The 19,428-nt window shown below is 69.7% G+C and carries 15 protein-coding genes; 5 read left to right on the top strand and 10 right to left on the bottom strand.

Going from position 1 to position 19,428, the window contains the following annotated elements:
• Nucleotide 1 precedes the first annotated feature (1 nt).
• Nucleotides 2–1,744, top strand: a complete 1,743-nt coding sequence (locus tag HUA74_RS04075; protein WP_174453473.1) for a DUF885 domain-containing protein — start codon at nt 2–4, stop codon at nt 1,742–1,744.
• Between the two features lie 103 nt (nt 1,745–1,847).
• Here HUA74_RS04075 and HUA74_RS04070 read toward each other — a convergent pair whose 3' ends face one another.
• From HUA74_RS04070 to HUA74_RS04025, 10 genes are all read right to left on the bottom strand, one after another.
• Complete coding sequence (locus HUA74_RS04070; RefSeq protein ID WP_371746060.1) at nt 1,848–2,567, bottom strand: hypothetical protein; 720 nt, start codon at nt 2,565–2,567, stop codon at nt 1,848–1,850.
• Nucleotides 2,568–2,617: 50 nt separating this feature from the next.
• A complete protein-coding gene (locus HUA74_RS04065; protein WP_174453471.1) occupies nt 2,618–4,390 on the bottom strand; it encodes a hypothetical protein in 1,773 nt (590 codons plus the stop codon).
• Nucleotides 4,391–4,441: 51 nt separating this feature from the next.
• Nucleotides 4,442–6,358: a HEAT repeat domain-containing protein gene (locus HUA74_RS04060; RefSeq protein ID WP_174453470.1), complete on the bottom strand. Its 1,917-nt coding sequence runs from the start codon at nt 6,356–6,358 to the stop codon at nt 4,442–4,444.
• 129 nt (nt 6,359–6,487) lie between these two features.
• Nucleotides 6,488–8,677 carry a hypothetical protein gene (locus HUA74_RS04055; RefSeq protein WP_174453469.1) on the bottom strand — a complete coding sequence of 730 codons (2,190 nt, stop codon included), beginning with the start codon at nt 8,675–8,677 and terminating at the stop codon, nt 6,488–6,490.
• 240 nt (nt 8,678–8,917) lie between these two features.
• Nucleotides 8,918–9,469, bottom strand: a complete 552-nt coding sequence (locus HUA74_RS04050; protein WP_174453468.1) for an ECF-type sigma factor — start codon at nt 9,467–9,469, stop codon at nt 8,918–8,920.
• 363 nt (nt 9,470–9,832) lie between these two features.
• Nucleotides 9,833–11,581 carry a sensor histidine kinase KdpD gene (locus HUA74_RS04045; RefSeq protein ID WP_174453467.1) on the bottom strand — a complete coding sequence of 583 codons (1,749 nt, stop codon included), beginning with the start codon at nt 11,579–11,581 and terminating at the stop codon, nt 9,833–9,835.
• A complete protein-coding gene (locus HUA74_RS04040; protein WP_141643546.1) occupies nt 11,578–12,285 on the bottom strand; it encodes a response regulator transcription factor in 708 nt (235 codons plus the stop codon). The genes HUA74_RS04045 and HUA74_RS04040 overlap by 4 nt, the downstream gene beginning before the upstream one ends.
• Nucleotides 12,286–12,294: 9 nt before the next feature.
• Nucleotides 12,295–13,533 (bottom strand): VWA domain-containing protein, encoded by a 1,239-nt coding sequence (locus HUA74_RS04035; RefSeq protein ID WP_174453466.1) that lies wholly within the window; start codon nt 13,531–13,533, stop codon nt 12,295–12,297.
• Between the two features lie 99 nt (nt 13,534–13,632).
• Nucleotides 13,633–14,190 (bottom strand): Uma2 family endonuclease, encoded by a 558-nt coding sequence (locus HUA74_RS04030; RefSeq protein ID WP_174453465.1) that lies wholly within the window; start codon nt 14,188–14,190, stop codon nt 13,633–13,635.
• 233 nt (nt 14,191–14,423) lie between these two features.
• Nucleotides 14,424–14,858, bottom strand: coding sequence for an arginine repressor (locus HUA74_RS04025; protein WP_141643548.1), 435 nt, complete (start codon nt 14,856–14,858; stop codon nt 14,424–14,426).
• 170 nt (nt 14,859–15,028) lie between these two features.
• Between HUA74_RS04025 and HUA74_RS04020 the strand changes: the two genes are divergently transcribed.
• Genes HUA74_RS04020 through argH form a run of 4 tightly spaced genes read left to right on the top strand, consistent with a single transcriptional unit; the run spans nt 15,029 to nt 19,417 of the window.
• The gene (locus tag HUA74_RS04020) at nt 15,029–16,039 is read left to right on the top strand and encodes an N-acetylornithine carbamoyltransferase (protein WP_174453464.1); all 1,011 of its coding nucleotides are present in this window, start codon (nt 15,029–15,031) and stop codon (nt 16,037–16,039) included.
• Nucleotides 16,040–16,090: 51 nt separating this feature from the next.
• Nucleotides 16,091–17,017 carry an acetylglutamate kinase gene (gene argB, locus HUA74_RS04015; protein WP_141643550.1) on the top strand — a complete coding sequence of 309 codons (927 nt, stop codon included), beginning with the start codon at nt 16,091–16,093 and terminating at the stop codon, nt 17,015–17,017.
• On the top strand, nt 17,014–18,075 hold the full coding sequence (locus HUA74_RS04010) for a M20/M25/M40 family metallo-hydrolase (protein ID WP_174453463.1): 1,062 nt from the start codon (nt 17,014–17,016) through the stop codon (nt 18,073–18,075). The genes argB and HUA74_RS04010 overlap by 4 nt, the downstream gene beginning before the upstream one ends.
• Nucleotides 18,068–19,417 carry an argininosuccinate lyase gene (argH, locus tag HUA74_RS04005; protein ID WP_174453462.1) on the top strand — a complete coding sequence of 450 codons (1,350 nt, stop codon included), beginning with the start codon at nt 18,068–18,070 and terminating at the stop codon, nt 19,415–19,417. Before HUA74_RS04010 ends, argH begins: the two co-directional genes overlap by 8 nt.
• Nucleotides 19,418–19,428: the final 11 nt, after the last annotated feature.

Here is a 19,428-nt window from a genome sequence, read left to right as displayed (position 1 = left end):
AATGCTCAAAGCCGTTCCCGCTCGCGCGTTGCTTCTCACCGCCTGCTGGCTCTTCTGCGCCTGCGCGCGGCAGGTGCCCTCCACCACCCCTGAGTCACCCTCGGGGAGTGCCCATCCACCCGAGAGCTTCGCGAGGCTGGTGGACACCATCTTCGAGGCCTCGTTCGACTTCTCTCCGTCGAACGGCACGGCGGTGGGGCTGCATGCCTATGACAGCAAGCTGGAGGACCTGAGCCGGCCTCGCGTCGAGGCCCGCGTCCGCGAGCTGGAAACGCTCCTCGCCCGACTGCGCGCCGTGGACCGGGCCTCGCTCTCCTTCGACGACACCATCGACGCGGAGGCACTGGAGAGCCAGCTGCTCGCGGAGCACTTCGAGCTGAGCGTCCTGCGGAGCTGGGAGCACAACCCCATGCTGTACGCGGGGCTGCCCGGTGGCGCCATCGACGGGCTGATGAAGCGCGACTTCGCGCCGAAGGCCGAGCGGCTGCGCTCGGTCATCGCGCGCCTGAAGGCCGTGCCCGCCGTCTTCGCCGCTGGCAAGGCCAACGTCCAGACGCCGCCGCGTGAGTTCACCGACCTGGCCCTCCGCATGGCGAAGGGCTCCGTGGGCTTCTTCGAGGGCTCCGTGGCGACGTGGGCCAAGGACGCCGCGGACAACGACGCCGTGCTCCAGTCCTCGTTCCTCGCGGCCAACCGCGCCGCCGTGGCCGCGGTGAAGGACTACGCGCGCTGGCTGGAGACGGACCTGCTGCCGCGCTCCACGGGCAAGTACGCGCTGGGCGAGGAGCGCTTCCTGACCAAGCTGCGCTACGAGGAGATGATTGACCTGCCCCTGCCTGAGCTGCTCGCGCGCGGAGAGGCCAATCTGGAGAAGGACTACCGCGACTTCGTGGCCACCGCGAAGCGCATCGACGCGCGCCTCACGCCGGCCCAGGTGATGGCCCGAATGGAAGAGGACCACCCCACGGCCCAGGACCTCATCCCGTCGGTGCGCCACTCGGTGGAAGGCGTGCGCGAGTTCCTCGTCGCCAAGGACCTGGTCACCATCCCCTCCGAGGTGCGCCCCCGCGTGGAGGAGACGCCGCCCTACGCACGCTCGGGCTCGTTCGCCTCCATGGACACGCCCGGGCCCTACGAGACGAAGGCCACCGAGGCATTCTACTACGTCACGCCCGTGGAGCCTGACTGGGACGCGAAGCACCAGGAGGAACACCTGAGCCTCTACAACGCGCCCGTCGTGTCGGTCATCAACATCCACGAGGTGTGGCCCGGCCACTACCTCCAGTTCCTCTACGCGCCCCGCTTCCCCACGAAGGTCCGCAAGCTGGTCTCCGTGGGCAGCAACGCGGAGGGCTGGGCGCACTACGCCGAGCAGATGATGCTGGACCAGGGCTTCGGAAACGGAGACCCGAAGCCGCGTCTGGCGCAGCTGTCCGAGGCCCTGCTGCGCGACTGCCGCTACGTGGCCGGCATCAAGCTGCACACCGCCGGGTGGACCGTGGAGGACGCCGCGCGCCTGTTCCGCGAGAAGTGCTTCCAGCAGCCGGCCAATGCCTACGAAGAGGCCCGGCGCGGCGCCTACAACCCGACGTACCTCTACTACACGTTCGGCAAGCTGGAGGTGCAGCGGCTGGCCCAGGACTACCAGGCCGCGAAGGGTCCGGGCCTCAAGCAGTTCCATGACGCCTTCGTCGCCCAGGGCAGCCTCCCCTTGCCGCTGGTGCGGCGGCTGCTCCTGCGCTGAAGACCGCATGCCGCGACGAGGGCCTCGGGCCGGAAGACCCTCGCCGCGACGCGCGGGAGCGCGAGCGTCCCCCAAGACGCCCGCGTTCCTCACTCCCCTCGGGCTACGTGCACATGCCCGGACGGACGCTGACGCAGCCCGCGGCTCCGCAGCGGGTGAAGAGCGTGCAGCGCCGGGCCTCGAAGTCGCCGAAGGCCCTCACGGAGGTGGAGCGGCGCCCCTCCGATTCCGTCTCCACGCACATGTCGAAGTCGACAATGGGCGTGTTCGGAACCTCGAAGAACGACTCGCCCGGATTGAGCATGCCGCTGGTGGTCGCGCACGTCATCGCGTTCGCGGCCGTCGTCGCGCGGACCTCCACGACGCGCACCGCGCACAGGTTCATGTCCTGGATGCCCACGGTGAAAATCGAGCCCCCCGGGTCACACGCCCCGCCCGTCACGGACTGGCAAGCGCCGCCCACGCAGTTGCCCCCCGCGTTGCACACCTGACCGCCTGACGAGTTGCAGCACGCCTCACCCAGGTCACCGCAGTTGCGGCACACCTCGCCGGCCGACTCCATCACGCACATCAGCGAGCCGCTGCAGACCCCGGAGGCGCCGCTGACGCAGCACTCCTGGCCCTCGGCGCCACACGGGACGCACGCCCCGCTGTTGCACACCAGCCCCGCGTTGCAGCTCGCGGAGTCGGTGCGGCACGCGCAGCCCTGGGTCCCCGCCTGGCTGGGGTCGCAGCTCGGGGTGCTCCCCTGGCAGCTTCCACAGCCCGCCATGACGACCATGCACAGCATCAACAGCCCCCGCAGGGGTGAATTCAGGTTCACGATGGGATTCCTCATTCGCAGAGTCGATGGGAGAACGGTGTCGGTGGGGCTCATGGGCGCAGCACCAGATGCACGGTCTGCCCCTGGCCATCGATGGCGCGGACCAGGACCTCGAAGTCGTCAGAGACGGCCAGCGCCTCCACGAAGCGATAGCCCGCCTTGGTCAGCTCCTCGGGTGCCACCTGCGACAGCGGGACGCTCTTCTTGCCGTCCGGCGTGGAGATGAAGGCCGCCTGCGTCTTGCCATCCTCGGAGGTGGCGGTGCCCACGGCCCAGCCGCTGGTGTTGAGGGACACGGCCTTCCCCGACACGAAGCCCTCGGGCAGGGGCAGCCACTGCACGCCCTCCTTCGAGGACCAGCGGAAGGGCCTCAGCTTCTTGTCGGAGCCGCGCACCGTTCCCAGCACCTGGCCCACGTCGTTGAGCGCGGTGACTTCCGACTCCTCGTCCACCAGGACCTGCTGCTCCTTGCGGACGATTCGCACCGCGCGAGCGCCCTTGCTGGTCGCCACGGTCGACGCGGACTCGCCCAGGGCGTTGAAGAAGATGCGGCCCGACGCGAGCCCCGCCAGCCCCTCGTGCTTCATGGGGCCCACCTCGTCCACCAGGTACACGGTGTCCTTGTCATCCGGCCAGCGCACCAGCGGCGTGCCATGGGCATTGCCCAGGAGCGCCTCGTAGCCGTCGACCCACAGCTCCGCGCCTGACTTCACCGTGCTGGACTTCAGGCGGAACGCGCTGGGGCCCTTGGACGTGTACGCGGTGCCGAAGACATCGCCACTGCCATTGACGCCCTTCACCTCCACGCGGTCCGCCTTGAGCACCTCCTGGAGCGGATATGCGACCGACTTCGCGGTGATCAGCGTGTCCGACTCCTGGTTCGCCAGCCGCGCCACCAACGCACCCCCATTCAGCAGGAAGCGCGGAATGGAGGACGCTGGCAGAAACTGCCAGTACTTGAAGGGGAACACTTCGACGATGCACTTGAAGACCGCGACCTTGAGCGTCTGGCGGATTCCTCCCGACGAGGCCTGGATGACGGTGGGACCGGACCAGTCCGAGGGCAGCCGCATGGTGAAACGCGCGGTGCGCTGGGCCTCGGGGACACGCACATTGAGCACGCCCACGCTCGCGTCCACGCTCAGCAACTCCACCAGCGCCCCTCCCGTGGGCGCGGGGCTGCTCAGCGTCACCTCGCCAATCAACTCCGTCGGGTCCGGCGACTGGCAGCGGTTGGTGGACGTCAGCACGCGAACCGAGGCCAGGCGCGGCCGGGGCACCCCCGCGTAGGCCACGAACTGGCGGACCGTCACCGGCTCCGTCCAACCGACCTTGATGATGATGTCCGTGTAGCCGTCCACCCAGACCTGGCTGCCGGAGGTCAGCACCAGCTCCACGTTGTGCGGACACGAGGAGTGGGCACAGAACGGGTCATCCGCGCCGCGCACCTGCCGGGCAAAGGCCTTCAGCGTGCCGCGCACTCGCGTGACGCTGTTGGCGCCTCCCAGGTAATAGGGGCTCGGGAGCGTGTCATCGAAGGTCCAGGTCAGCACGTTGCCGGAGCGCGAACCGTACAGGTGCAGCACCAGGTCCGAGTTGATGCCGAAGTCGCGCGCGGGGACGTTGAGGTTCAGCGATCCGGGCGCCTTGGGCAGCAGCCAGTAGCCCGTGGCGTAGTCATTGCCCTTCACATGGATGCGAGCCGCGTTGAGGCGCACGTTCGTCCCGCGCCGCACGTCATCCAGGACGTCCGCCTGGGCCACCGGAGTCAACCAGAGGCCGAGCAAGGCCAGCAGGCCCAGCCTGTTCAGAATGCGTTTCATGAAGACCTCGAATACGTGGAGTGATTGAGACAGGGAGAGAGAGGCCGTGGCTCAGCCGTCACGCTGCGCGGAGGACTGGGCCATGAGGGACATGATGCGAGCGCGAAGTGAGGACTGCTGCCCCGGGCGCAGCGCGAGGGCCTGGAGCATCTGGTAGATGGGCGCGCTGCCGTCGAGCCGGTGGGTGATGACGTTCAGCAACGTGGACTCCGCGCCGGAGGCGAGCTGGCCGGAGACGACCCAGCCTCGCAGCCGCTCCAGGTCCGCCGCGTCCAGCGCGCGCGCGTCCAGGGCGTCGAGCAGCGCGGACTGCACCGCGCGGTCCTTCTCGAAGCCGAGCGAGTCCAGCAACATGCGAGTGGCCACTTCCTGCGGCGCGCGGCGCAGCGACTCCGCAGCGGCGGCGCGCACCTCCGCCGATTCCGCGCGCAGGTGGGGCCCCGCCTGGTCCAGCACGGACTCCAGGCCGGTGTTGCCCAGCGCGCGCAGCGCATGCGTGCGGTCCTCGTCGCTGCGTGCATCGCGCAGCGCGGCCTCCAGCGGACGCGCGTACGTCGCCACCTCCGGGTCACCCGGAGACAGGTGCGAGATGACGCCTCCCAACGCGTACGCGGACGCCCGCTCCGCTCCCACGTCGTTCGCCGCACGCGCCTGGGCGTTCATCGCGGTGAGCATCCGCCCCGTCTCCGGCTCGGGCTCGCGGAGGAAGCCGGCGCGCTGCACCATCAGTCCGAAGGAAGCCTCGTGCTCACGGGCCGCCGGCGACTGGAGCAGCGCGCGCATCGTGGCCTGGGCCTCCGCGTGGCCCGCCCCCGCCAGCAGGTCCATGGTGAGCTCGCGCAGTCCTGGCGACACCCCCTTGCGCTGGAAGCTCACCGCCAGCTCCCGCACACGCTCGGGCTCCAGCTTGAGCGCGGCGATGGCGCGGCGCACGAAGCCGTCCAGGCCCGCGATGGCCTCGGCGCTCGTCGCGGAGGAGAGCACCTGGAGCACCCGGTCCATCGTCATGCCATCGGCCTGGCTGCGCAGCAGGGCGACCTCCGGGTCTCCCTCGAACGCAATCTGCGCGGGCTGGCGGATGATGGTCTTCTCCCCTCCGGTCGCCAGCAGCGGCTTGAGCTGACGGGAGGCGAACTCCACGCGCAGCCGCATCCGGCGCGACATCAGCGCGCCGCCGTCGGTCCGCGAGGCATCCAGGGACTCGTCATGGAACACGCCGGCCATGCGGCCCTCCGGGGTGCGCTCGAAACGCGTGAGCGAGCGGAGGTCCTGCTGGAAGGGGGCGTTGCCACCCGCGGCCCGCAGCTTGTGGTAGCGCGAGCGACGGCGCGTCAGTCGCGCGTCACCGTCACCCTCGAAGCGGAAGTGGGCCTCCACGTCGCCCGTCTGGGTGGACTCGACGGCGCTCCACTCGGAGGCGTCGCGCAGCTCGGTGGGGAACAGCTCGGCGGCGAGCGTCTGCGTGAGCTGACGGAACATGGGCGGCTCGGCCTCCGAGAAGCGCACGGCCAGCAGCGCGCCCCGCGCATCCAGCTCCACCCACGCGGAGGCAGTCTGGGGAAGGTGCGCCGCCACGGCGGCCGCGTCGGGCAGGAGGACCTGGCCGGACAGCACGGCCTCGTGTCGCTCCAGGGACTTCAGCGCCAGGTGCAGGCGCGTGCCGGTGGGGCGCACCTCGAGCGCCTGGAGCGTCAGCGAGCCTTCCAGGTGCAGCGTGCCATCGAGCGTCGAGGACTCGCCGGCGGAGGGCAGTGGCAGCGACACGCGCTGGAGGTCGTCCCAGACGAAGCGGTAGACGCGCTCCTCGCCCTGGGTCCACTGGTAGAGGGGCAGCCGAGAGTCGCTCACCACGGACGCGGTGTCGGCGCCGGGCGTGGTGGGGCGCGTGAAGTACCAGGCGGACAGCGAGCCGGTGAGCAGCAGGGTGGACAGCACGGCCGTGCGGACGGCGAGCCTCGGGCGACGCATGAAGGACTCCAGGAATCAGACTGAAGAGGACTGGGAAGGAGCCACCCCGGCATGCCCGCACCGGGGTGGATGGAAGGGGGTCCGGCCCCTTCTCGAAGGGAGGGACCGGACCCGGACCCGCACGTGTGGCTAGAAGAGCTGCGCCACCGGCACGGTCACTTGCTGGGTGTAGATGTTGTGCTTCATGCCGAACCCGCTCCAGCTGAAGATGGGGAACTCCGCGTGGGCCGGTCCCAGCTCGGCGTAGAGCATGATGCGGCCGTCGAGGAAGCGCGCCTCGATGTCGAGCTTCGACGTGAGCCGCAGGAACAGCGTGTTCGGGTTCGTCGGGTGCGAGGGCGAGCTCAGGTAGATGCCAATGTCGCTGTAGAGCGGCAGGTTCACACGGGTGAGGACCACCTCTCCGCGCACGGCCACCTGGAACTGGGGAATGCCGATGCCCACGGAGGCGAAGCCGTTGACCGTGAGGTAGGGGGTGACGGTGCCGAACAGGTCCACGCCCAGCAGGTCCGCGGCGCAGTCGCGGGTGACGGCCCCGCCGAGGGAGATCTTGATGCCCGTCTCCGCGGAGACGCCGCCCTTGACCGTGACGGGGATGAACCACACCAGGAAGGTGGTGGACGCCTGGGCGGCGTCGCTCTTGAAGAAGGGCTTGTCCTCCGCGAAGGTGATGCGCAGCGGGTAGTGCATGTCGTGGTTGTAGACACTGAGGCCCAGCACGCGAGCGCCCAGCTGGAGCCGGATGCCGTTGCCCTCGGTGCCCGCGCCGCCGTGGACGTGGACGACCTCGAACGGCGTGGGGCTGAACACGTTCACATATGCGTTGAACTCCGCGTAGAGCCGCGCGTTGTAGTCACACCACGGGCCCTCGAACCCGAACCCCTTCGCCTTCAGGTCCGCGCCCGGCGCGGTGATTTCCCAGCCCGCCTTGTAGTCGTAGCCACCGCCGAACATGCTGTCGCCGGAGTAGCCGCTGTCGCCGTGCTCACCGCCGTGGCGCACCAGGCCCGAGGACGGGTCCACCGGCACATCCAGCGCCGCGATGTGCGCGCCGTAGATGTTCAGGTACTGGGTGAGCAGCGAGGAGCTGAGCGTGTAGTCCTTCTGCTTCAGCGTGGAGAGCTTGAGCAGGTCCGCGTTGCGAACGAAGCTCTGCTCGCTGAAGTCGTTGCCCGTCAGGTTCAGACAGGCCTGCAGGTCCGCGGCGCGGCGCGGCGCCATGGCGGCCTCGAGCTGCCCCTTGTAGCGGCGCGGGCTCCAGTCGCAGGACGTCACGTTCGAAGTGTCCAGGCAGCCCTGCTCCTGGGCCTTCACCAGCCGCTCCTCGATGGCCTTGTCGAGCATGTAGAGGTGCTCGCCCACCTGATTGTTCAGCTCCTTCGGGTCCTGGTCCTGCTTCTTGAAGATGAGGACGGCCTGCTGCCACTCGGCGTAGACGGCCTCGCGCCGGCGCAGCAGGGCGGTGAAGACCTCCTGCTCCTCCTGACGCACGGTGAGCACGTCATCGGGGGTCTTGCTGAGCTGCTTGCTCATCGACTCGTGCCAGGCATCCGTCGGCGTGGCCCACTTGCGGGCCTCCTCGTTGTTGGCCAGGGACGCGGCCTCGCTGGTGAACTCGTAGCCATTGATGCCGTCCGGGTACGGGCCCGGAGCGAACTCGAAGTACGCGTTCTTGGCCACCGCCTGGTCCGCCCAGATGGGCGCCAGCTTCTTCTGGTCGCGGCTGTAGAGCGTGCGGTTGGCGATTCCGTTCGCGCCGTACGCCGCGTTGAAGAGCGCGCGGTAGTCATCACCGTACTGGCCCGCCAGCCGCTCGAAGCGGCTGTAGCCCAGGTACTTCTCGTCCACGAACTCCTGGCACGACGTGATTTGCGTTCCGTTCTTGTCCCAGGCCTCCAACTGGATGAGGTACGCCTTCTCCGCCTTGGTCAGGTTCTCCAGCCGCTTGCGGTAGAGCACCTGGCCCTTGAGCACCTGGCCCGCGAGCCCCTGGTCCATGCCGGTGAAGCGGGTGGTGCCCAGCTTGACGGGCTGAGTCGCCACCGTCGCCGTCTTGCCACCGAGTTCCTCCGGCAACAGCACTACCTTCTTGGCCGCCAGTTCCCAGCGCGCCTTCCACTCCGACTCCGTGAGGTCCTGGCAATACGCGTCGTGGGCCTGGCCGCAACTGCTCGAGCGGTAGTCCACGTTCGCGCACTGCTCGAGCACCGGCGTCGGGCAGTCGGCCGCGAGACTCGCGGGCGCCGCCAGAATCGTCGCCGACAATCCGGCCCAACGCAGCGGGCTCCCCAACAGACCCACCTTCATCCCCTTGGTCATATGCAGCTTCGTCCTTGGTGTGGGGCCGGCTTCGGGCTCGGCCCGCGCAGCCAGAGAGCACACGCTGTGCCGCGCGCTTCTCACTCGGGGACACGAGGAGACACGCGGGCCAGACGAGGACCCCGGGACAACAAGGCGATGGGGGCCGTTGCCTGCGAGGCAACACCCCACGCGTGACGAGGCACCAGGCCTCTTGGTTCGAGGGCCCGGGCTCCGCCAGCCACGCATGGGCTCAGGGAATCAGTGGCCTACGCGCTCGCACAGGCCCAGGCGCGCGTAGGTCCAGTCGCGTCGGACGGTGGCGGGAACCACGCCGAGCACCGCCGCGGTCTCCTGGATGCCCAGGCCCGCGAAGTAGCGCAGCTCCACCACCCGGGCCAGCCGGGGCTTGAACGCCTCCAGCTCCACCAGCACCCGCTCCAGGTCCAGCACGTCGATGTCGACGCCGACCGGAACCTCGAAGACCTCGTCGCGAAGGAACAGCGGCTCGCGCCGCGCATCGCTCCGCCGGGCATTGCGCACCCGCACGCCCTCCACCAGCACCCGGCGCATCGCCTGGGCTCCCGCGCCCAGGAAGTGCCTCCGCCGGTCCGCATCCGCCACGTCCCCCGCGAGACGCAGCCAGATGTCTCGCAGGAGCATCATCGGACGCATTGAAAGGCGGGGTGACTCACCATTCATGTCCGAGTGCGTCATCTCTCGGAGTTCCTGGTACGCCACCCACCGCAGTGCGTCCCGAGCCTCCGCGTTCCCGTTGCGAGCGCCGTCCAGCAGCGATGTCATCTCCGACATGCCCATGGTGTCCTCCTGGGTCTCACATCCCATCGAGTCGCTTCGCCACGTCTGCCTACGATTTCGAACGAGGACGCCCGCAAATCTTGAGAACAAAGAATTGTTTTTCGCGGATGCCGACAATTCCCTGCCCGGTGGGATGACCCAACCTGTGCTCTCAAGGTGGGTCGGCGCAATGCGCGCTCGCAAGTATTTCTTATTTTTCTTGTTTATCTACATTTCCAAGGATGACTGGGATACGTTCGCGGCGCGGGCGCCCATGCGGGCTCCTCTGCGGGCGTGAGGACGACGTCGACCGCCTGACAGGCGAACGCCTCCCGCACCGGGCAGGCGCCCGCGGCCACCCGGGAGTCGCGGCGGACGTCAGGCGGCGGGAAGCCAGAGCACGAAGCGCGCGCCGCGCCCGCGCACCCGCTCATGGCGAAGGTCTGCGCGCATGCTCCGCGCGAGCCGCCGGCAGAGCGCAAGCCCCAGCCCCACGCCGGGTGCGGACTTCGCCGCCGTCTGCACGGATTTGGAGAACGGCTCGAAGAGCTTGCGCGCCGTGGCCACGTCCACACCCGGCCCGTGGTCCCTCACCACCAGCCCCACCGTCGCGCCACGCTGCTCCAGTTGCACGAGGATGCGCTTGTCCGCCGCGCCCGCCGCGTACTTGGAAGCGTTGTCCACCAGGTTGAAGAGCACCTGCTCCACCGCCGACGGGTCCGTCAGCACCACCACGTCGGAAGGCACCTCCACGCACAGCGACATGCCCGCCTGGAGCGCGCGCTGAGAGAGCCGCTCCTCCATCCGGGACAGCAGCGTGCCCACCGCCACCCGCTCCAGCCTCGCGGGGGTGCGTCCCCGTTCGATGCGGGCATAGGCCAGCACGTTCTCCACCAGGTGGCTCAGCCGCTCCGCCTCGCGGTGGAGGATGTCGAAGTATTCCTGGCGGCGCTCCGCGTCGGGGACCATCCCCGCCGACAGCATCTCCGTGTACATCCGGAACGTCGTCAGCGGCGTGCGCAGTTCGTGCGTCACCGCCGAGACGAACGCGCCCCGCCGCTCGCTCAGCGACATCACCCCGCCCAGCAGCGACACCACGGCCACGCCCGCGAGCACCACGCCACTCCACGCCACCATCAACACCAGGGGCAGTGAGGACAGCGCGCCGGATGAGCCCTCCTCGCCTGGTGCCGCGCCCGGCACCAGCCGCACCGGCAGCGACGCCAGCAGCCGCCCCTCCCCCTTCGCTGTCTCGGCGCCCTTCACCGGCTCCAGCGTCGCGCCCGGCAGCAGGTCCTCCACCTTCCCCTGCAGCCAGCGCTGAAGCGCGGGCCAGTCCAGCCAGCAGCCCTGGAGATATTCCTGGCCGTCGACCTGGACACGCCGGCCGAGCAGCAGGGCATCCCCCACCCAGATGGCCCGCATCTCCTCGACGACTTCGCGTGCGGCGACGTTCTCCGCCGGCGCCATGTTGCCGTAGCCCACCATGTTCTGGCTCGCGGCCTGGCGCGCGCTGCGGGAGCGCGCATCGAACTCGCTCGCGTTCTTCGTCCACTGGAGCGCGTCCCCCAGCTTGTTCCCACTCGCCCGCCGCGCCACGGGCTCCCCATCCGAGGGCGCACGCATCGCCAGCGCCTCCCGCACGTTGGCGCTCCGCAGCAGCAGCGACACGCGCTCCAGCCGCTCGCGCAGGACGTCCGCGTCGACACCCAGGTGCGCCAGGCTTCGCAGCTCGGGCTCCATCACCTGGGGCGAGGACACCTCGCCATCAGGCCCCATCTGGAAGTGAAGCAGGACGTGCTCCGGCGGGCCCGAGAGCAGGGGCGAGGCCACCCAGGCCTGTCCCCTGGCAAGGGGCCGCCGCTGTCCGTCCAGGATGCCGCGCGCGGGAGCCACGGCCGCATACGACTCCACCGCCACCGCGCTCTCCCGGGCCACCAGCGGCAGCAGCTCCGAGTCGAGCCGCCACAGCGCCAGCCGCACGTTCTCCTCTCGCGCCGCGCTCTCACGTGCCTGACGGTCCGTGCGGTCCAACCGCAAGGCGAAGACGGACAGCCACACCACACCGGCCAGGGCGAGCAGCAGACAGGCGCTCACCGCGAGCCAGACACGCCAGGAGCGAATCATCCCGGGCCGCCCGGCGCGGAGAACATGTAGCCCTTGCCTCGCACCGTGAGGATGACGCGGGGCTCGGCCGAGTCGTCGCGCAATTTCTCCCGGAGGCGCGCCATCGTCATGTCCACCGTGCGCGTCTGCACGCTCCTCGCGGGCAGGTGCCAGACGCGCTCCAGCAGCTCTTCCCGGGAGATGGCCCGGTTGGCGTTGTCGCCCAGGTAGCGCAGCGCCTCGGCCTCGCGCTCGGAGAGGTCCGTCCGGGAGCCGTCGTCGAAGCTCAGCTCCCGGCGCTCCACCACGAAGTGGCCTCCGGGGAAGTCCACGCGGGAGGCGCCCTGGGGCCGCTCCGCCGAGCGTCGGAGCACCGCGCCCGCGCGTGCCAGGAGCTCACGCACCGAGAAGGGCTTCACCACGTAGTCGTCCGCGCCGAGCTTCAACCCCATCACCCGGTCCTCCTCCTGGCCCCGGGCGGTGAGGATGATGACGGGCAGCGTCGGCCGGCTCTTTCGCACGGCCCGGAGCAGGTCCAGCCCGTCACCGTCCGGGAGCACCAGGTCCAGCAGCACCAGGTCCACCGGAGTGCGTTCGGCCAGCCGCTGGCCTTCCTCCCGCACGCCCGCTTCGAGGACCTCGTAGCCCTCGAAGCGAAGCGCATCCACGATTCCGCGCCGGATGGCGGGGTCATCCTCGACGACGAGTACTCGGCGCGCGGCCATGACGGCATCCTACTCCAAGGTGAACTGACGCTTCGTCGCCTCGCGACGCACCACCTGACCGATGACCCCGTCCAGCGTGGACTCCTCCTCCGTGGGATTCTTCTTGCGAGCCTCCGCGAGGAACTCCTGACGCTGCCGGCCCAGCTCCTGGATGCGCTGCTGCAGCGCCGCCCGCTCCTTCTCCCGGGCCTCCAGCCACGCCTTGCGCCCGTCGCCGTCCAGGTTGCGCATCGGCTCGGGCAGGTCATCGGCGGCGACCGCGCCCAGGTCCACCTTGTTCTTCTTCACCGCGTCCACCAGGTCCCAGCTCTCGTTGGAGTAGTTCCCGGAGGACTTCGCCACCGAGCGCGCCGCCATGTTCTGCACCGACACGCCGCGCGAGAGGCTGTCCTGCTCCTGCTGCCGCATCTGGCTCGCCTTGCCGGAGGCGCCGCCATAGACGACGTACGTCTTGTTCAGCTCGGTGCCGAGCCGGGCAATCTCCTCGTCCTGCGGCGCGGGCAGCTCCACCACCTTCTGGTTCTGGTCGATGTTCATGTAGCTGCCATCGGCGAGCGTGGCGGCCGCCTTCCACTGGTCCGAGATGCCCTGCTCGTAGCCACCGCAGTGGATGGTGTTCACGGTGATGCCCCGCTTGCTGGCGGCGGACACGGCCTCGCGGAAGTCGACGGGGCCCTGGGTGAAGGTCTCGTTGCCGGCGATGAAGATGAGCCGCATCGCGTCCGGGTTCGTGCTCCACGCGAGCTTCTGGCTGGCCTCCTGGATGACCTCGCCGCAGTGCTCGGAGCCACCAGAGGTCCTCAGGGCGAAGAGGCGCTCGGAGATGGCGTCCAGGTCCGTGGTGAAGGGCGTCAGCAGGCGAATCTCATTCGAGCCCGCGCCCTCCCCGGCGTAGCCGTAGGCGTAGAGGGCCAGTTCGAGCCTCGGAGCGGCGCCCCCACGTCGGGCCTGAGAGAAACGGTTCACGATGTTCCACAGCTGCGTGCGGGCCTGGTCCAACAGGCCGTCCATGCTGCCGCTGGTGTCCAGCAGCAGGGCAATCTGGATGACGGGGGCCGAGGCATCGGCCGGCGCGGGCTTCGTCGGGGTGGGGACCTCCACGCGAGGAGGAGGGACCACCGCCACGGGGGCGGGACGCGGCACCTCGGGAGGAGGCGGGGTGGACGCGGGCTTGCCCAGCAGGAGCGCGGAGAGCGCGAGCACCGTGGCCGAGCCAAGGATGACAGGGAGCTTGAGGGCCGGTTTCATCGTGAGTCCTTTCGTACGGCGGTGCCCTGAAGAGCACGCTGGGACAGTAACGATGGAGACCGTCCGAAAGGTGTAACCGCCGTGTAACCGGGTGCGCGGCTACCGCGCGTCCCAGAGGAAACCCAGCTCCAGCTCGAAGGCCTCGAAGGGCTCCGCGCGAACCCTCGCGTTCGCCTCATGGATGACGGGTGGGGCGTAGCTTCGTCCATCGAGGCGATGGACCTCCAACGTCCTGGCTATCGGATCGATGATCCAGACATGGCGCACGCCTTCGCGGGCATACAGGGGCAGCTTCAACGAGCGGTCCAGTCGCGACGTGGAGGGGGACAGCACCTCGCAGACCCAGTCCGGGACGACCGTGAAGCCGACCGTCTGCGGAAGCTCTGTCATCCGCTCACGTCGCCAGCCCGCGACATCCGGGACGAGGACATTTCCCCCGAACAGATGAAGCTCCGGCTCGTCCAAGATGAACCAGCCTCCAGGCCCGCCCCGTCCCCGGTCGAACGGTCCGCTCAACTCACCTCCCAGCCGGGACGACGCCAGCGCGTGCCGCGGTGCTGGCCGAGGGCTGACGTGCAGTTCCCCATCGATGAGCTCCCCGACCACCGTCTCGGGAAGCGCCTCCAGGTCCGCATAGGTGGCCGGTTTCTTGTCCATGACGTCCCCATATCCATAAGCCTCGCCGCCCAACCCCAGTTCCATGGTCATGCGAGGGGAATAACATCGGGGTCTGACGCGTGAGGGTGTCCATGTCGCTACCGCCCTCCCAGGTTGTATCGGCTGGACGGCGGACGCAAGGGGGGCGCTACACCGCCACCCGGCTCGGGCCACGCGCGTGCACGTCGTGCAATCACGCGGCCAGTGAGCGCCACGAACCAGGCACCGCCGACTCAGGCGCTCCGGAGCATCAGCCGCTCCACGACGGAGCGCACCTCGCGCAGCCTCGCGGGGTCCGTCACTGCGACGAAGATGGTGTCGTCACCGGCCACCGTGCCGGCGAGCCCCGGCACCTCCGGCTCTCGGTCCAACGCCAACGCCAGGGCGGGCGCATAGCCAGGCCCCGTCTTCACCACGAGCATGTTCGGCGGAGCCTCGATGATGCTGACGCGCTGCCGCTCGGTGGCCACCACCGGCTCCATCGACGCGCGCTGATAGCGCCCGCCGACCTTCTGCACGCCCAGCTTCTTCAGCCGCCGCGACAGCGTGGACTGGCTCGGGGCCTGCCCTTCCGCCTCCAGCAGCTCCTGCAAGACCGCCTGATCGCTGATCTCCCGCTCCGAGATGAGCCGAAGGATTTCGTCGTCCAGGTTCATTCCCACCACCATGCATGCGCGTGAATTTCCATGCAAGGAACCCGCATGAAAGATTGCGGGAACATTACCCTTGCGCGTCGCGTCTTTCTGCATAATATCCGCGCCCCATTCGCGGAAATGCACGCATGCTGGTGCATATTCATCCACCTATGCATCCGGTCCAGGCCGGGGAGCGCAGGCCCATGAAGCACGTCACGCACATCAAGGATCTCGGCCCCGCGGGTGTAGAGGCCATCCTCGCGCAGGCCGCGGCCTGGAAGAAGACGCCTCCGGGTCGTCATCTGGAGGGGAGCATCCTCGGGATGGTGTTCTTCAACCCGTCGCTGCGCACGCGCACCTCGTTCGAGGCGGTGATGCTGCGCGGGGGTGGCAACGCCATCATCCTGGATGTCGGCTCGGGCGTGTGGAAGCTGGAGCACCGCGAGGGCGCGGTGATGAACCTGGACCGGGCCGAGCACCTCAAGGAGGCCGCGCCCGTCCTCTCGCGCTTCGTGGACATGCTGGGCGTGCGGACCTTCTCGCAGGGTGGCGGCGACGAGGAGGACGAGGTCGACCCCATCATCAACGCGTTCCGCAAGTGGGCCACCGTTCCCGTGGTCAGCATGGAGTCCGCGCGCGAGCACCCCTGCCAGGGTCTGGCGGACATGCTGACCTTGCGCGAGACGTTCGGCACCACGAAGAAGCTGCCCGTGACGCTGACGTGGGCGCCGCACATCAAGCCGCTGCCCAAGGCGGTTCCGAACTCGTTCCTCCTGAGCGCGGCGGCGGCCGGCTGTGAGGTGCGCGTGGCGCATCCTCCTGGCTTCGAGCTGCACCCCGCGGTGCGCGCGGAGGCGGAGGCGTACGCCAAGGCCACCGGCGGCAGCATCACCTACACCCACGACCAGGACGAGGCGCTCGCCGGCAGCCGCGCCGTCTACGCCAAGTCGTGGGGCCCGACGGCCGCCGCGGCCTTCTCCCCCAACGACGTCACCGCGCTGCTCGCGTCGTATTCCGGGTGGATGCCCACGCTGCGCACCATGGCGAGCGCGGCGAAGGATGCCGCTTTCCTGCACTGCCTCCCCGTGCGTCGCAACGTGGAGGTCGCCGATGAGGTCCTGGACCACTCCAGCAGTCGCGTGGTGGACGAGGCGGGCAACCGCTTCCACGTCCAGCGCGCCCTGCTCCACTGGATGCGCTCGCAGTCCCGCTGAGCGGCGCCACCCAGGCGCGCCTCTCCCCTTCTCTTCATTTCGAGGTCTCCCGTGCCCTTGTCACCCGACCCGTACTCCGCGCTTCGCAACGCCGCGCGCTATGTGCAGCAGTTCCGCCGCAAGACGTTCGTCGTGAAGCTCGGCGGCGCCATGCTGAGCGACCCGCGTCTGCGCCGCTCCGCGTGCGAGCAGATTGCCCTGCTGTGGACGTTCTCCATCCGCCCCGTCGTCGTGCACGGCGGCGGGCCCGAACTGGACACGCTGTGTGACGCCCTCCACCTGCCGGTGGAGAAGGTGGCGGGCCGTCGCGTGACGTCCGCGCCCGTGCTGGACGCGGCGAAGATGGTGCTCGCCGGCAAGCTGCACACGGACCTGCTCGCGGACCTGCAGGCGGCGGGCGTGCCCTCCGTGGGCCTGAGCGGCGTGGACGCCGGTCTCATCAAGGCGCGCAAGCGTCCTCCCGTCATGGTGACGGAGCCGGGGGCCACCGAGGGCCGGCTGGTGGACTACGGCCTCGTCGGCGACATCGAGGCGGTGGACACGCGCGTGGTGGAGCACCTGCGCTCGGCCGACTACGTGCCCGTCATCGCGCCCCTCTCCGGCGGCGCGGACGGCGCCGTCTACAACACCAACGCGGACACCGTGGCGGCGGCGCTGTCGGTGGCCCTGTCGGCGGAGAAGCTCTTCTTCCTCGTCCAGGTGCCGGGCCTGCTGCGCGACTTGAATGACCCGACGTCGCTGGTGACGCTGGCGAACCTGACGGACCTGGCGACCATGGAGAACACGGGCGCCATCTCCGGCGGCATGCGTCCCAAGGCGCACGCCATCCGCCACGCGCTGGTGGGCGGCGTGGGCAGCGTGCATCTGGTGAGCGGCGTGGCACCCAACGCGCTGTTGGAGGAGGTCTTCACCAACGAGGGCAGCGGGACGATGGTGGTGCGCGAGAAGGCGCCGAAGAACGCGGGGAACGGGGGATGAAGGCGGCGGAGCTGCTCCAGGCGCTGGTGGCCATCCCCAGCGTTTCGGGTGACGAGCGACTCATCGCGGACACGGTGTCCGGGTGGGCGGAGGGCTGGGGTGCGCGCGTCCAGCGGAAGGGCCACAACGTGTGGTTCTCCGTGGGAAGCGGGCCACGCCGGCTGCTCGTCAACTCGCACCTGGACACGGTGAAGCCGTGCGCCGGGTGGACGTACGCGCCCCACGCGCCCGAGTGGCGCGAGGACCGCCTGTACGGCCTGGGCAGCAACGACGCCAAGGGCTGCGTGACGGGGATGCTCGTCGCGGCCCGGACGCTCCTGAAGGAAGGCCCGCCCGCGGGTGGAGAAATCGTCTTCGCCTTCACCGCCGAGGAGGAGACCGGAGGCCAGGGCCTGGGCACGCTGCTGCCGGACCTGGGGCCGCTGGACGCCGCGGTGGTGGGCGAGCCCACGAGCCTCAAGCCCTGCACCGCCCAGCGGGGCATGCTCCTCTTGCGCTGCACCGCGCACGGCCGCAGCTCGCATGTCGCGCACGCGCACAACGCGCAGGCGGTGAACGCCATCCACGTCGCGGCCGGAGACATCTCCACGCTGGCGGAGCTGCGCTTCCCGTCCCACCCGCTGCTGGGTGAGGCGCGGGCCCAGGTGACGCAGATTTCCGGAGGGCTGGCGCGCAACCAGGTGCCGGACGCCTGCGAGTTCTTCGTGGACCTGCGCACCACGCCGAGCATGGACCACGCGCAGGTGGCGACCCAGCTCGGTGGCGTGTTGAAGAGCGAGGTGAAGGTGCACTCGGCGCGGTATCTGCCGAAGGCGACGCTGTCGCATCAGCCCATCGTCCGGGCGGCCATCGCCGCGTCGGGCGAGGAGCCCGTGGGCTCCAGCACCACGTCCGACTGGGCCTTCCTGGGCGAGCTGCCCACGGTGAAGGTGGGTCCCGGCGACACCCTGCGCAGCCATCTGGCGGACGAGTTCATCACCCTGGCGGAGCTGGAAGCCGGCGCCGCCTTCTACACGCGCCTTCTGCGCGGCTACTTCGAGGAGGTGGCCCGTGGCTGAGACTCTGTGGGGCAAGGGCGCCGCGCTGGACGCGGTCATCCACCGGTTCACCGTGGGCGACGACCCCGTCGTCGACCTGGCGCTGACGCCGCACGACGCGCTGGGCAGCGCCGCGCACGCGCGCATGCTGGGCAAGGTGGGCCTGCTCAAGCCCGAGGAGTCCCGGGCGCTCGTCGGCGCTCTGAAGACGCTGCACGACGAGGCGCGCGCGGGCCACTTCACCATCCGCCCCGAGCAGGAGGACGGCCACACTGCGCTGGAGGCCGCGCTGGTGGAGCGCGTGGGCGAGCCGGGCAAGCGCATCCACCTGGCGCGCTCGCGCAATGACCAGGTGCTGCTCGCGGTGCGCCTGCTCCTGCGTGAAGAGGTCCTCGCGCTCGGCGCGGGCGCGGTGAAGCTGGCGGAGGCCTTCCTGGACTTCGCGCAGGCGCACGCCCACGTGGCGATGCCGGGCTACACCCATCTGCGGCGCGCCATGCCGTCGACGTTCGGCATGTGGGGCATGGCCTTCGCGGAGGGTCTGCTGGAGGAGCTGGAGGCGCTGCGCGGCGTGTGGGGACGGCTGGACCGCTGCCCGCTCGGCGCCGCCGCGGGCTTCGGCGTGCCGCTGCCCATCGACCGCGAATACGTCGCTCAGCTGCTCGGTTTCAGTCGGGTGCAGAGAAGCCCCATCGACGCGCAGAACGGACGCGGCCGTCACGAGTCCGCGGTGCTGGCCTGGGCCTGCAGCGTCGCGGGCACGCTGGAGAAGTGGCTGTGGGACGTGCAGCTCTACAGCACGGACGAGTTCGGCTTCCTCGGGCTGCCGGATGCGTTCACCACGGGCTCGTCCATCATGCCGCAGAAGAAGAACCCGGACGTGGTCGAGCTGGCGCGCGGGCGATGCCGCGAGCTGCGAGGACTGGCGCACCAGGTGGAAGCGGTGGCGGGCGGCCTGCCCTCCAGCTACCACCGCGACTTCCAGTTGCTCAAGCGCCCCACCTTCGCGGCGCTGGCGTCCAGCCGTGCGCTCCTGGACGTGCTCTCCCGTCTGGTGCCGGTGCTCCAGGTGAAGGCGGACGCCGCCGCGCGCGCTTGCGACGACACGCTCTACGCGGCCCACCACGCCTACACGCTGGTGGCCGGAGGACAGGCCTTCCGCGACGCCTACCGGCAGGTGGGCCGGGAGCTTTCGGACGGCACGTTCCACCCGGACCGCGAGGCCCTGACGGCCACCCACCTGGGTGGCGCCGGAAACCTGGGGCTGCCCCAGGCCCGTGAGGAGCTGGCCGCCGCGCGCGCCTGGCTCGACGACACCCACCGCGCCCTGGCCACGGCCACCTCGCGAGTGTGGGACGTATGAACGCCTTCCCC

Origin of the sequence: Myxococcus sp. CA051A (assembly GCF_013336705.1) — a bacterium.
In the GTDB taxonomy this organism is placed as follows: Bacteria; Myxococcota; Myxococcia; order Myxococcales; family Myxococcaceae; genus Myxococcus; species Myxococcus llanfairpwllgwyngyllgogerychwyrndrobwllllantysiliogogogochensis.
Note: the sequence above shows the minus strand (reverse complement) of the source record. Positions and strands in the feature narration are given on the sequence as shown.